This window comes from Lysinibacillus phoenicis, from assembly GCF_047238325.1.
Taxonomy (GTDB): domain Bacteria; phylum Bacillota; class Bacilli; order Bacillales_A; family Planococcaceae; genus Lysinibacillus; species Lysinibacillus irui.
The window spans coordinates 1,644,582-1,658,564 of sequence record NZ_JBDFMP010000002.1; the positions used below are offsets into that span (position 1 = coordinate 1,644,582).

The window sequence follows — 13,983 nt, forward strand, 5'->3', positions numbered from 1 at the left end:
ATAGTATTGGAACTATACAGGCTTATTCCTTTTTTATTTAGCTAATAGTTGCATCGCTTCCTCTAACGTCACCATATTGTTCATCATGGAGCAGGCTGCATCTAAAATGGGAAAAGCTAAGGCGGCACCAGAGCCTTCTCCTAAGCGCATGTTCATATGTAGCATTGGTTCAATGCCGAGTAACGCTGCGGCAATTTTAGCACCCGGTTCCTCTGAAGCATGGGAAGGGATAATATAATCTTTTACTTTCGGTTCAAGCTTATATGCGATAAGTGCGGCAATAGTTGAAATAAAACCATCAATCACAACCGGCTTACGATGGACAGCTGCCCCTAGTATGATACCAGCCATGGCCCCTATCTCTAAGCCCCCGACTTTAGCTAATACATCTAAACCGTCTTGAGGGTCTGGTTGATTGACCTCAATAGCTTTTTTAATAACCGCTGCTTTATGAGCAATGCCACCATTGCCTACACCTGCCCCAAACCCTGTTACTTCAATTGGATCACATCCAGTCAATACAGCTAAAATAGCAGCACTAGGTGTTGTATTACCAATGCCCATTTCACCTGTGCCAAGTACATTAGCCCCTTTTGCTATTTCCTCTGTCGCCACATGAATTCCTACTTCAATTGCTTGAATGGCTTCCTCTTTAGACATGGCAGGTCCTTTTGCAATATTGTCTGTACCGTACTTTATTTTATTGATGATGACACCTGCACCGTGTGGAATCTCTTCTTTCACCCCTACATCTACTGTGACAACCTTGGCATTGGTAATGTTTGCAATTGCACAAACGCCTGTACCACCTTGAGGGAAATTTAATGTTTGAAAGACCGTAACATCTTGTGGATTCGTGGTTACACCTTCTTCACAAACACCGTGATCAGCAGCACAGACAATAATGACCTTTTTATCAACGAGCGGATATAATTGTCCAGTTATCCCAGAAAGCTGCACAGCAATGGACTCTAGTTTTCCTAAACTACCAGGGGGCTTACAGAGAGCATCTATACGCTTTCTTGCTTGCTCCCTCGTTTTCATGTCAGCACCTTGGATGTTTTGTAACGTGTTTTGTAGTAATTGCATGATAATTTCTCCTTTCCTTTTAAGACAAAAAGAAAAAGCCTGTAGTTTATCGTCACAACAAATAAACTACAGACTTTTCCATCATCCATACCTTTTAAAGCAAATAGGCAGGTCTCCTGGCTCAAGTTCAGCATTCCACAGCACCTTCCCAGCAACGCGCTAGTGGTATTTACTATAGAACTCCCTTATACAGTGGCGGGTCCGCTAAAGATTTTCACTTTATTCCCTATTCTCCCCTTTGGGCACCTAATGCTTTTATTAAATTACTTTAAATCTACGACAGCTTATTCTTCCTGTCAAACCCTTTTACACTTTTTCGATTTCACTTTGTAATGTGGAGCCTAATAGGAGAATGGCTCCTATTAGTTGTAGCAGCGTCATTTTTTCTCCAATAATCATCGTGGAGATCACTAATGATGTCAGTGGATCAATATAGCTAAGAATAGCTATACTTTGACCTTTTAGCTGTGACATGCCTAAAAAGAATAAATAAAACCCTATACCTGCATGGACAATGCCCAATACGATGAGTAATAGAATAGAAGCAAAATTTATTTGCATCACCTGAAAACCCGTCGTTCCTACAATATAGAGGCTGAGGAAAAATGCAGCTAAACAGAGTTGGATAATCGTATTATGTGGTTCCTTTAACCCGCGAATATTTTTATTTGTAAATGTTAGTAGGGTGTAAAAGCATGCCGCAATCAGACCATAGACAATACCAATTAAGTGTCCACTATTTTCTGCGTTCTGACTTTGCATTATCAAAAAAAGACCGATAAGTGCTACACCAACATAAACTATTTTTCTTGCAACTAGCTTTTCTTTTAAAATAATAGGCGATAAACAGATGACCAATACGGGTGCAAAATAATAACTTAGGGCAGCATTAGCAATGGTCGTTTCCTTATACGCCTGAAATAAAAATATCCAATTTCCACATAAAGCAACACTTGAAATTAATAACGGCCATTTATTCAGGACAATAGCGCTTCTTGCAAAGCTTTCCTTTTTATAAATAAAAATTACTAGTAAAAAACAAGCACCAATGCCACTCATCCAAAAGGCAATCTCACTAGAAGCTAAAGGAATATACCTTGCAAAAACACCGACAGCACCAAAAATAACCATAGATAATACAAATGCTAATTTTCCGCTCATTAAAAATTCCTACTTTCTACGCATATAGTTTGAGCCTATACAGTAGAATCTAATAAGAATGAGCAATCAGTTATCGGATGCCTAAACAGTAGATTCTAATGTAAAGACATTGTTGGGGGTGCTATTGATCGAAACATACAAAATCCCTCCTTCATTTCATGTTATCATAACATATTTCTGAAAATTCAGGAGAGTTTGTCTTTGAAAAAATGAGGTAAATTATTCAATAATCTAAATGATGAAAAAGGAGAAGATACGATGAATGCAAAAGAATTAAGAAACGCCATTGCTGAAACATGTGAAACTCATGATAGCCTGTATGCCCAGCTCGTAAAACCAATTAATCAGTTATTAATGGACATCGACGCATCTATCAGCGAAGAAACAGCACATACAATTATAAAAAATTTAAAATTATTTCATAGCGGACATAAATACATTACGGAGTGTCACTTTGATGAAAGTGACAATTTTTTAAAGGATGGTATTGAGCTTCTCCAAAAGGGGGATCTTGCGAATGGTGCACTACAAGTTTACGGGGCTGGTTTGAACTTTGCCAGTTATGCTGCAAAGATTAAAGGACAAAAAAATGTGAATCTTTATAACAATTTTGCAGAAAACTTTGGTTACATTATGAATTCATTAAAAGAATAGAGCTAAAAAAGAAAGAGTAGGCACTCTTTCTTTTTACGTATCACATTATTTAAATTCTAATTCTCCATCATATGCAAGCATGCCGCCTTCAAGATTTGTTACATCAAATCCTTGAGCTTCTAAATAGGCGCAAGCATTCGCAGAACGAGCACCAGCCTTACATACAACAATATACGGCTTTTCTACATCTAATTCATCTAAACGCTCTGGGATTGTCCCAAGGGCAATATGCTGAGCGCCAGGAATCATGCCATGCGCTACTTCTTCGTCTTCTCGAACGTCAATAATATATAGGTCTTCATTAGCATCCAATAGATCTAATAATTGCGTTGTTTCCATCGATTTCATAAAACTCGTCCTCCAAATATCAATTTCCTCTATCATTATAGCCTGAAGAAAAAAAAACAGCCAGTGTGGAGAACACTAACTGTTTAATACTATCTTTTTATGCTTCTGTCTCTAAAAAATCTATTTGTTTAGCTGGAACGAATGTAGAAATGGCGTGCTTGTAGATTAGGTGCTGTTTATTTTCAGCATCTAATAATAAAACTGTAAAATTATCATATGATTTCACAGTCCCTTTTAACTGAAATCCATTTAACAGAAATACAGTTACAAAAACACTGTTTTTACGTAGTTGGTTCAAAAACGTATCTTGCAAGTTGATTGATTTCATCAAATAGCCTCCCTACTAACTTTCTACCTCTTCATTCCTATAGTAGCACGTTCTACCAATTTATCAATTAGTAATTTTTAGAAATATTTCTTTAATTAGCAAGAAAATATGTCAACTTTTATAATTGCTCATGTGTCGTCATAAAATAGACATCCATTTTATTGCGGAAATAGGTAAGCTGTCTTTTTGCATAGCGGCGAGAATTTTGTTTTAAACTGTCTATCGCTTCCTCAAGGGAACATTTTCCATCCAAATAATCATATAGTTCCTTATAACCAATCGCTTGTATGGACTGAACATCTCGAATATTTTGCTGCCATAATCCTTTAACCTCTTCTAAAAGACCTTTTTCCATCATCAAATCAACACGATGGTTAATGCGGTCATACAGCACTTCACGTGACATATTTTGACCTAGCCCTAAAATGACATGCTTGTATAGAGGCACTTCACCTCGATTTTGTGCTTCTGCAGCTTTGGATACACCGCTTAATTCTAACATTTCCAATGCCCGAATCACACGTCGAGTATTGTTTGGATGTATCGTTTCAGCCGTTTGAGGGTCTAGTTGTTTTAACTTATCGTGCATTGCCTCTGGGCCAAGCTTTGCTAATTCATCATAATAGGCTTTACGTGCAGCCTCATCGACTTTTTCATCAGTAAATTGAAAATCATATAAGACAGCTTGTACATATAAGCCCGAGCCACCTACTATAATGGGTAACTTATGTCGAGATTGGATTTCTGCAATTTTGGCTCGCACTAGTTTTTGATAATCTGCCACTGAAAAAGATTCTGTCGGCTCTAAAAAGCTTAGTAGGTGATGTGGGATACCCTCCATCTCTTCTTCCGTAATTTTAGCAGTCCCTATATCCAGTCCTTTATAAACTTGCATGGAGTCACCATTTATGATTTCACCATTATATTTTTTTGCAAGTTCAATACTTAAAGCTGTTTTCCCAGAAGCAGTTGGCCCCACAATAGCTACGACCTCTGCCTGCTGTAATCTAGTTTGTATCATATTTTTTTAACCACCGTAATATAACTTGAAAGACTTCTTCTTGATTGTCTTCATTTAAAATCTCATGCCGCTTATCCTCAAATAAATAAACCGTTACATCTTTTACACCTACCGCAGTTAATTGTTCAGCAACTGCGTAAACCCCTAGCCCCTGTTCACCTACGGGATCCTTACTACCACTAATCAAGAGGATAGGAAGATCTTGTCTTACCTTCGCTAATTCTTTTTTACGATTTAGTGTTGTTAAGCCCGACGTTAAATCAACGAAAAATTGATTGGTCGGAATAAAGCCACAATAGGGATCATCAATATACTTTTGGACTTCTTTCTGTACTGAGCATAGCCAGTCATAGGCAGTTTTTGGATTCGGAAACTGTTTATTAAAGCTACCAAAGCTCAGCTGATTTAACAAATTACTTTCCGACTCTTTACCAAGTCCCTTCGCTAATGCTTTAGCGACAATATTTCCCACTGCATGCAAAGCTGTAACATTTCCGGTACCACAAAGTATTACTTTATCAACTTGCTCTCCGTATAGTTGAATATAACGCCGTGTAATGAATGAACCCATACTGTGACCAAATAGAATGAATGGGACATCTGCAAACGGTGCATGTAATTGCATTATCACTTCATGGGCATCTTTTACAACACGTTCAAAGCCGTTTTCTTCAGCAAAGAAGCCTAATGTGCCATTATAAGCGGCCGTTTCACCATGTCCACGATGATCGTGCATCGTTACAGCATAGCCAAATACATTGAGTGTTTTGGCAAATGTTACATAACGACCACTGTGCTCTGCCATACCATGCAAAATGTGTATATGACCAATGCATGGCGTTGATGGCTCCAATGTTCGCGTGAAGACAAATTGATCATCCGACATTTGAATATAACGCTCCATCCCTTACTCCCCTTCATTTACAAAATTTGTCGCATCCATGATAGCTTGATCTAATTCAGCTATATAAGTATTTTTTTGTTCTTCCGTATAATTCAAGTGTTGTTGCATTACTTGAACCACTTGTTGCTTATAGAGCTTCACTGCTTCAATATCAAAGTATAACAAGCCAGTACGACGAATAAAGAAGTCGCTCGGTGTATAGACCATTTCTGCTTCAATGCCATACAATAGCATGGCATGTAAGGCTAAAGGCATTGTACTGCCATGTTCATGTAAATATTTCACACGATCAAATAACGCATCAACATTCGTACCATACTTTTGTACAAGCTGTTTGGCTTCATCATAATTCAAGCCATATTGGACACCTTCTCGTGCTTTATAGGCTATATAGTCAGGGAAATTAATAGCGTTGATTCCCTTTGCACCCGAGAGTGATAGCTCACGAGTTAAACATTCACTCGCATGCTTATAACGACGAACCTTAACAATTTTATCTACAATTGTCTCTGCCATTTGACGATAACCTGTGAGTTTTCCACCTGCAATCGTCATTAAACCACTTGGTGCCGTCCAAATTTCATCTTTTCTTGAAATTTCAGAAGGGTCCTTTCCTTTTTCATAAATTAGTGGGCGTACTCCTGCCCAAGTGGATTCAATTGTTTCTCTAGTAATTGTAGCTGTTGGAAAAACACGTTTAGCTGCATCAATTAAATAATCCACATCTTGCTGGGTTGCAATAGGATGTACAGGATCACCTTCAAAGACAGTATCAGTTGTCCCTACATAGGTTTTGCCATCTCGTGGAATGGCAAAGGCCATACGCCCATCGGCAATATCAAAATAAACAGCTTGCTTCAGTGGAAAGTCCTTTTGTTTTAGGACAATATGAACACCCTTTGTTAATCGTAATTGCTTGTTATCAGCTACTTTATCTTTTTGTCGCACTTCATCTACCCAAGGCCCTGTAGCATTGACAATTTGTGCAGCATGAACATCGAGTATTCTCCCCGTTAAATGATCCTCCACCTTAATGCCAACAAGCTTTTTCTTTTCGTAAATAAATTCCTTCATTTCTGCATAATTAAGACACAGTGCACCATATTCAGCAGCCTTCTTTAATACCTCAATCGTCAGACGTGCATCATCCGTTCGATATTCAACATAATAGCCGCCACCAACAAGTCCATCTTGATTGAGTAATGGCTCTAATGCTAGTGTTTCTTGAGCGTTTAACATCGTTCTTCGTTCATGTTTTTTTACACCTGCTAATCTGTCATATACCTTTAATGCTAGAGATGTTGTGAAAGGACCGAGCGAGCCCTTTTTATATAAAGGTAAGAGCATTTTTTCAGGCGTTGTTACATGAACCGCATTATCATACACAATCTCACGCTCACGTCCCACTTCTGCTACGACACCCACATCAAATTGCTTTAAATAACGTAAACCGCCGTGAATAAGTTTTGTTGAACGGCTAGAGGTACCGGCTGAAAAATCCTGCATTTCTATTAATGCAACTGAAAGTCCTCTCGATGCAGCATCTAATGCAATACCTGCACCTGTTATCCCTCCACCAATGACTAATACGTCAAAGCTATAGTGCTCAAGATAATATAAAATTTTTGGACGATGCTCATATGAAAACATACTTTTTTCCCCCAATAGCTATGATTTAAAAATTCGTGTAGCTTCTACAGCCTTTTGCCAGCCTGTGTAAAGAGCTGTGGCTTGTTCTTCATCCATTTGTGGTTGGTAGGTTTGACCACTCATCCATAATGCCGATAAAGCCTCTTGGTTTGGCCAGAAGCTAGTAGCAAGCCCTGCTAAATAGGCCGCGCCTAGTGCTGTTGATTCATTGAGCTTTGCTAGCTCTACATGGAGCTGTAAAATATCACTTTGGAACTGCATTAAAAATTGATTTTTGACGGCCCCACCATCTACACGCAGCACTTCAATTGGTGTGCCAGCCGCTTCCTCCATCGCATCTAGTACATCCTTCGTTTGATAAGCTAGTGATTCAAGTGTTGCCCTGATAAAATGTTCTTTAGACGTTCCTCGTGTTAAGCCAAAAATGGCACCACGAGCATCTGTATCCCAATAAGGAGTACCTAGTCCCACAAAGGCGGGTACAACGTAGACACCGTCCGTATCATCTACTTTTGTAGCATAGGTTTCAGAATCTTCGGCGGTGCGTATCATTCGTAGTCCATCCCGTAGCCATTGGATAGCTGACCCAGCTACAAAAACACTACCCTCTAATGCGTAAGTCACTTTCCCATCTATTCCCCATGCAATGGTTGTCAATAATCCATTCTCAGATGTTACCGCCTGCTGTCCCGTATTTACTAACATAAAACAGCCTGTGCCGTACGTGTTTTTGGCCATTCCTTTGGTAAAACAAGTTTGCCCAAATAGAGCTGCCTGTTGATCACCTGCAATACCAGCAATTGGAATTTTTTCACCAAAGAAAATACTTGGAGCAGTTTCTGTGTAAATTTCTGATGAATTTTTCACTTCAGGGAGCATGGACATAGGGATATCTAACAGCTTGCAAAGTTCCTCATCCCATTGCAATTTATGAATATTATAAAGCATTGTTCGTGCTGCATTTGAATAATCCGTAATATGGGCCTTTCCCTTTGATAATCGCCAAACAATCCAAGAATCAATCGTTCCAAATAGCAAGTCTCCATTGTCAGCGAGTTCACGTGCACCCTCCACATTGTCTAAAATCCATTTTATTTTTGTGGCTGAAAAATAAGCATCTAAACGTAATCCTGTTTTTTGCTGAAATAGTTCTTCATGTCCTTGTTCTTTTAACGTATTCACAATATCCTGTGTTTGGCGTGATTGCCAGACAATAGCGTTGTAAATTGGCTGACCTGATTGTTTATCCCAGACAACCGTTGTTTCCCGCTGATTGGTAATGCCAATTGCATGGACTTCACTTGCTTCATGTCCACTTTCAGTTAATACAGCGGCGATAACAGATAAGATAGAACCCCAAATCTCATTTGCATTATGCTCTACCCACCCAGCCTTCGGGAAAATTTGTTGAAATTCTTTTTGTGCTACATGAACAATTTCACCCTTTTTATTAAATAAAATGGCTCTTGAACTTGTCGTTCCTTGATCAATCGCTAAAATAAATTCGCCCATTCCTATTCTCCCTTCTTACTACATTACCCGTTTGAACATTTTTTCCACTTCATACGATGTAAAGTGAATAAGCACTGGACGTCCATGTGGGCATGTAAATGGATTATCTGCATTGCGTAAATCTCGCAGCAATGTTTCCATTTGTTCTTTTGTTAGAAAATGATTGGCTTTAATCGATTTTTTACAGCTCATCATGATGGCTGCTGCTTCACGTAACTTTTTGACATCAGCCTTTTTCGTTGTCAGCACTTGTTCAATTAAATCCTCGATGATTTCCTGTTCATCCCCTTGTGGGAACCAACTTGGGTGCTCACGGACAACGAAAGATGACTGTCCAAATTCCTCTAAAAATACACCTACAGCTTCTAACTCTTGCTTATGTTCTCGTAAAATAAGTGCCTCATCGGCAGCATAGTGGAATGTTAGTGGGAGCAGTAATGCCTGACGTTCATGTGGATTGACCTGACCAACCTTTTCACGGAAAAACTCATATTTAATCCGTTCTTGTGCAGCATGCTGATCAATTAAATAAAAACCATCCTCCATTTGTGCAACAATGTATGTGCCATGGATTTGTCCTACTACTTCCAGTTCGGGAAACGGTTCTTTCGTTGGCTCATCCTCTAATACTTCTTGTTGTTCTACAATGCTTACCTCTTCAACCTCATTAGTCTCTATTTGAGGGGCTGGCTGCCAATTATCCTTATCCCCCACAACATCAGGAATAGGCTCTGGCTCAACTGACTGTTGATTATTTTCTTGAATAGTTTGTACATCGTACAGTTTTTCTACGATTGCATTCATCTTCTCAACATCTATCTTGGGCGCAGGTTTCCAAATATTTAATTGCTCCGTCACAGGTTTGACGCTTTTTTCCTTCTTCTCCATTTGTGGAACGCGAATAACACTGCGAATTTTTTCTCGAATGGTTTCTTCTATTAATTTCAAAAGCTCTGGCTCTTTACTTAAACGAATCTGATGCTTCGCAGGATGCACATTGACATCTGTTAAATATGGATCACCTTCAATGTAGAGGACAACGATTGGAAAACGCTCGATAGGTAAATACGTATGGTAGGCATCTACAATTGCTTTTTGTACTAAATAATGCTTAACCCAGCGACCATTAACAAATAAGGACATATAATTTTTAGATGCACGTGTTACCTCTGGCAAGGTTACAAAGCCAAAAATTCGATAGTCATGTGACTCTCCCTGGAACGACACCATTTTCTTGGCATTATGTATACCATAGATAGCAGCAAGAACTTGTTGCACATCTCCTCGTCCATTCGTTTGCAATAATTGTTGACCATTATGCAGTAATCTGAACGCAATTTGAGGATTACTAAGCGCGAGGCGATTCATCAAGTCTATTGTATGCCCTAGTTCAGTTTGAATAGTTTTCATATATTTTAAGCGAGCGGGTGTGTTAAAGAAGAGCTGTGAAACCGTTAAATCCGTTCCTTTACGTAAGGGACCGGGCTTATGTGTTAGAATATGTCCCCCTTCAAGCTCTAAATGTGTTCCAGATTCCCCATTCGATGTAATTAATGTCATTTTAGAAACAGAAGCAATCGATGCCAATGCTTCTCCACGGAACCCCAATGTACGAATGCGGAATAAATCATGTTCCTGATGAATTTTACTAGTAGCATGGCGAGAGAATGACATTAAGGCATCCTCTTCATCCATACCGCCACCATTATCAATTACCTGAATAGAAGTAAGACCCGCTTCTAGTAAAAACACATCAATGGACGTACTTCCAGCATCAATAGCATTTTCAACTAACTCTTTGACAACAGAAGCTGGCCTTTCTACCACTTCTCCTGCTGCGATTTTATTGGATAGCCACTCGTCCATAATTTGTATGTTTCCCACTAACGAATCACTCCTTTATTTTTTGGCGTTAATAAGCTCTTGCTGTAGTTCATATAAAATATTCATTGCCTGCATTGGTGAAGTTCCTAAAATATTTACTTTTTCTAATTTTTTTAGCACCTCTGCCTCAGCTGGCAAAATTGATTCCTCCTCAGCAAATAAGGACATTTGCACGGGTTGTTCGGCTATTTCCTGTTTTTCGGCTACTACTTCTTTACCTGCTTCAAAATTCTCTAGCAATACACGTGCCCTCGCTAAAATTTCCTCTGGTAATTGCGCAAGCTGCGCCACATGAATACCGTAGGATTTATCAGCAGCTCCTTTTTTTACCTTATGCAAAAAGACAACCGTCCCATTTTTTTCTGTGGCTGAGACATGTACATTTTGTAAACGAGGTAAATCCTTTTCAAGTGCTGTTAACTCATGATAATGCGTAGAAAATAACGTATTGGCTCCGATTTTGTCATGAATATATTCCATCATTGACTGGGCCAAACTCATACCATCATACGTCGATGTTCCACGCCCAATTTCATCAAATAGCATCAGGCTATTTTTCGTTGCGTGCATAATGGCATGCTGGGATTCAAGCATCTCGACCATAAATGTGGATTGTCCTGCTGCTAAATCATCAGCCGCCCCAATTCGAGTAAAAATTTGATCGGTAATCGGTAGCTTCGCTTTTTCAGCAGGTACATAGCAGCCCATTTGCGCCATCACAACAATCAAGGCAACTTGACGCATGTAGGTACTTTTACCAGACATATTTGGCCCTGTAATGAGCATCATATTGTTCTGCTCTTCTAACACACAATCATTTGGTACATACATTTGTTTATTTAACATTTTTTCAACAACGGGATGTCTGCCTTCGATAATTTCTAAGGCACGTCCACCATGAAATTCTGGTTTCGTAAAACGATACTTTTCTGAAACACTTGCAAAGCTTAGTAAAACATCTAGCTCGCTAATGCTTGCTGCGAGTGCTTGGACACGGGGAATATATGCTTTTAATGCATCTCGAATTTCCACAAACAGATTGTACTCTAAAGTTAAGCTTTCTTCCTCTGCATTTAAAATTAACGCTTCTTTTTCTTTTAGCTCCTGGGTAATATAGCGCTCTGCATTAGCTAGTGTTTGTTTACGCTCATAGCGAGTTAAATCCGCTAAATGGATATTGGATTTTGTAATTTCAATATAGTAACCAAAAATTCGATTATAGCCTATTTTTAAATTCTTAATACCCGTTTTCATCCGCTCTTCTTGTTCAAGCTGAGCAATCCAATCCTTGCCATTACGAGCAGCATAGCGAAGCTCATCTAGTCGTTCATTAAAGCCATCACGGATGACGTCTCCTTCTTTAATGGTAATAGGCGGATTATCTGTGATTGCCTTTGCTAACAGTGCCTCAACATCTGTACATGTATCGAGTGCTAGACCCAATCGGTGAAGCGTTTCCTTGTCTGCATCCAGCAATTGTTGCTGGATGGTTGGTACCTGGCGTAGTGAATCACGCAATTGAGCTAAATCACGTCCACCCACATTACCAAAAGCAACACGACCGGCCAAGCGTTCTAAATCATATACTTGTTTTAAGGCTGTTTGCAGCTCTGTTCGCACAAAATATGCTTCCAATAAATCGGTTACAATCTCTAATCTTGCTTCTATAGCTGATCGAGTGGCAAGTGGTTGATGAAGCCATTGCTTTAATTTACGCCCACCCATCGCCGTTACAGTATCATCAAGCAGCCATAAAAGTGTCCCTTTCTGGTCTCCGCCACGAATCGATTGAATCAGCTCTAAATTTCGTTTAGAACTAGAATCAATTCGTAAATAATTTTTTATTTCATTAAATGTGAATGCTTGAATATGTGATAAGGAACGCATTTGTGTTTGGTCAATATAAGCTAACAAACGCAGACATGCAATTTGTAATGGTTGTGGGACCGCTTCTAAATAGCTTGCTGCTTGATCGATCGGCATTTCATTAGTTTCAACTGAAAGCACAATTCCCTCATTGACGGCATGCTCTGCTAACAATAGTTGTAAACTATCAGTCACAATAAGCTCCCGAATGCCGTAAGCTTGCATTTGCATTAAAAGAGCTTTTCCATCGCCTTCTATAGAAGAAGCAACTGCTTCGCCTGTTGATAAATCTAAATAAGCATAGCCAAAAGTTGTGTCATCCAATTGCTCTGCTGCTCCAATAAAATGGTTAGATTTACCGTCAAGCGCCTTACCTTCCATAATGGTACCTGGTGTGATCAATTGAACGACCTCCCGTTTTACCACACCTTTTGCTTGCTTTGGATCTTCTGTTTGTTCACAAATCGCCACTTTATACCCTTTTTGTACAAGTGTTTCAATATAATTTTTAGCCGAGTGATGAGGCACCCCACACATGGGTATTCGCTCTTTTGCCCCTGCATCTCGGCTCGTTAATGTAATTTCTAAAATTTGTGAGGCATTAATGGCATCCTCAAAAAACATTTCATAAAAGTCGCCTAATCTAAAAAATAAAAAGGCATCTTTGTAATCTTCTTTAACCTGTAGATACTGTTGCATCATTGGTGTATATGTTGTCATATAAATATTTACCTCGCTCTTGCCTAATAGATATTTTTATTATAACAAAAGATACATGCGAAACGCTTGATTCACCTTTTTTAAGATGCTAGCGTTCCGCATGTATCAAAAAATGATGTTTTCTAGATTTATCTTGGTCGTTCATCAGGAAACGATGAAGACTCTAACACATACCTACCTTCACCATCAGAGCTCGAAGATGAGCTTGAACTTGAGCTTGAGCTTGATGACGATGATGATGAGCTTTCATCATTAAAGTTCCAATCTTCCTCATAGTCTAATGGATGGACACTAATACAAATTGTTGTTTCACCCATTACTTCAACTACTACTTCACGTTCTACTACAATTTCAAACTTTGTACCACATGGAGAGATGACCGCTTCAATACAATTTGGTTCTTGTAACACCCGTACTCGAACATCCTCACCAACGCTAATCTCGCCTTCTCGGTAGTGAAGCTTCACTTTGTCTTTATAGTGAACTGTTTCGGAAAACACAGCTGTCTTCGAATGGTTACTATACGCATACCATACATTGACATCAAATTTCCCTGTTACTTCAACAAATTTCCCGACTCTTTTTGCAGAGCACGTATGATTGATAACCCAGCATCCTAAAATACTTGTCGGTTTATTTGTTGGTGATAATGTGACACGTTCTTCCGTTCTCTTCTTCCCTTTGGCAACTACTGCTTTCGTCACGATTTGTCGTAAACGTTTCAGCGCAATTCCTCCTTCGACTCTTTTCACTCCATCATATGCAGGTAGCGCCCATTGGGTGAACATATATTTTTAGAGAATGTAATGGTTCGGCAAGATTCTTTTCCATGAGATGTCTACTATA

Annotated in this window: 12 protein-coding genes and 1 riboswitch; of the genes, 1 reads left to right on the forward strand and 11 read right to left on the reverse strand. The window is 39.1% G+C overall.

Annotation, left to right across the window (positions count from 1 at the left end):
* Positions 1–33 precede the first annotated feature (33 nt).
* On the reverse strand, positions 34–1,089 hold the full coding sequence (gene cobT, locus ABC382_RS09925; protein WP_412926784.1) for a nicotinate-nucleotide--dimethylbenzimidazole phosphoribosyltransferase: 1,056 nt from the start codon (positions 1,087–1,089) through the stop codon (positions 34–36).
* An 89-nt stretch (positions 1,090–1,178) separates the two neighbouring features.
* Positions 1,179–1,354, reverse strand: a riboswitch (cobalamin riboswitch).
* A 41-nt stretch (positions 1,355–1,395) separates the two neighbouring features.
* Positions 1,396–2,250, reverse strand: a complete 855-nt coding sequence (locus ABC382_RS09930; RefSeq protein ID WP_322605926.1) for a DMT family transporter — start codon at positions 2,248–2,250, stop codon at positions 1,396–1,398.
* A gap of 258 nt (positions 2,251–2,508) precedes the next feature.
* Here ABC382_RS09930 and ABC382_RS09935 point away from each other — a divergent pair, with 258 nt between their 5' ends.
* Positions 2,509–2,904 carry a hypothetical protein gene (locus ABC382_RS09935; RefSeq protein WP_312505493.1) on the forward strand — a complete coding sequence of 132 codons (396 nt, stop codon included), beginning with the start codon at positions 2,509–2,511 and terminating at the stop codon, positions 2,902–2,904.
* 45 nt (positions 2,905–2,949) lie between these two features.
* Here the strand turns inward: ABC382_RS09935 and ABC382_RS09940 are convergent, their stop codons facing one another.
* The 9 genes from ABC382_RS09940 to cotE form a co-directional block, all read right to left on the reverse strand.
* Positions 2,950–3,252, reverse strand: coding sequence for a rhodanese-like domain-containing protein (locus ABC382_RS09940; protein WP_274796080.1), 303 nt, complete (start codon positions 3,250–3,252; stop codon positions 2,950–2,952).
* Between the two features lie 97 nt (positions 3,253–3,349).
* Positions 3,350–3,580 carry an RNA chaperone Hfq gene (gene hfq, locus ABC382_RS09945; protein WP_274796079.1) on the reverse strand — a complete coding sequence of 77 codons (231 nt, stop codon included), beginning with the start codon at positions 3,578–3,580 and terminating at the stop codon, positions 3,350–3,352.
* 118 nt (positions 3,581–3,698) lie between these two features.
* Positions 3,699–4,601, reverse strand: a complete 903-nt coding sequence (gene miaA / locus ABC382_RS09950; protein WP_322605928.1) for a tRNA (adenosine(37)-N6)-dimethylallyltransferase MiaA — start codon at positions 4,599–4,601, stop codon at positions 3,699–3,701.
* Complete coding sequence (locus tag ABC382_RS09955; protein WP_412926785.1) at positions 4,588–5,505, reverse strand: alpha/beta fold hydrolase; 918 nt, start codon at positions 5,503–5,505, stop codon at positions 4,588–4,590. Before ABC382_RS09955 ends, miaA begins: the two co-directional genes overlap by 14 nt.
* A gap of 3 nt (positions 5,506–5,508) precedes the next feature.
* Entirely contained in the window at positions 5,509–7,155 is a 1,647-nt protein-coding gene (locus ABC382_RS09960) for a glycerol-3-phosphate dehydrogenase/oxidase (RefSeq protein WP_274796076.1), read from the reverse strand.
* Between the two features lie 18 nt (positions 7,156–7,173).
* Positions 7,174–8,667 carry a glycerol kinase GlpK gene (gene glpK / locus ABC382_RS09965; RefSeq protein WP_274796075.1) on the reverse strand — a complete coding sequence of 498 codons (1,494 nt, stop codon included), beginning with the start codon at positions 8,665–8,667 and terminating at the stop codon, positions 7,174–7,176.
* 18 nt (positions 8,668–8,685) lie between these two features.
* Complete coding sequence (gene mutL / locus ABC382_RS09970) at positions 8,686–10,551, reverse strand: DNA mismatch repair endonuclease MutL (protein WP_274796074.1); 1,866 nt, start codon at positions 10,549–10,551, stop codon at positions 8,686–8,688.
* Between the two features lie 15 nt (positions 10,552–10,566).
* Positions 10,567–13,137 (reverse strand): DNA mismatch repair protein MutS, encoded by a 2,571-nt coding sequence (mutS, locus tag ABC382_RS09975; protein WP_412926786.1) that lies wholly within the window; start codon positions 13,135–13,137, stop codon positions 10,567–10,569.
* 128 nt (positions 13,138–13,265) lie between these two features.
* Positions 13,266–13,925: an outer spore coat protein CotE gene (cotE, locus tag ABC382_RS09980; RefSeq protein ID WP_274796072.1), complete on the reverse strand. Its 660-nt coding sequence runs from the start codon at positions 13,923–13,925 to the stop codon at positions 13,266–13,268.
* Between the last annotated feature and the right edge of the window lie 58 nt (positions 13,926–13,983).

Coding starts and splice junctions, on each gene's coding strand:
- glpK (WP_274796075.1), bottom strand. CDS start 8,667: ATGGGCGAATTTATTTTAGCGATTGATCAAGGAACGACAAGTTCAAGA.
- ABC382_RS09940 (WP_274796080.1), bottom strand. CDS start 3,252: ATGAAATCGATGGAAACAACGCAATTATTAGATCTATTGGATGCTAAT.
- ABC382_RS09930 (WP_322605926.1), bottom strand. CDS start 2,250: ATGAGCGGAAAATTAGCATTTGTATTATCTATGGTTATTTTTGGTGCT.
- cobT (WP_412926784.1), bottom strand. CDS start 1,089: ATGCAATTACTACAAAACACGTTACAAAACATCCAAGGTGCTGACATG.
- cotE (WP_274796072.1), bottom strand. CDS start 13,925: ATGTTCACCCAATGGGCGCTACCTGCATATGATGGAGTGAAAAGAGTC.
- ABC382_RS09955 (WP_412926785.1), bottom strand. CDS start 5,505: ATGGAGCGTTATATTCAAATGTCGGATGATCAATTTGTCTTCACGCGA.
- ABC382_RS09960 (WP_274796076.1), bottom strand. CDS start 7,155: ATGTTTTCATATGAGCATCGTCCAAAAATTTTATATTATCTTGAGCAC.
- ABC382_RS09935 (WP_312505493.1), top strand. CDS start 2,509: ATGAATGCAAAAGAATTAAGAAACGCCATTGCTGAAACATGTGAAACT.
- hfq (WP_274796079.1), bottom strand. CDS start 3,580: ATGAAATCAATCAACTTGCAAGATACGTTTTTGAACCAACTACGTAAA.
- miaA (WP_322605928.1), bottom strand. CDS start 4,601: ATGATACAAACTAGATTACAGCAGGCAGAGGTCGTAGCTATTGTGGGG.
- mutS (WP_412926786.1), bottom strand. CDS start 13,137: ATGACAACATATACACCAATGATGCAACAGTATCTACAGGTTAAAGAA.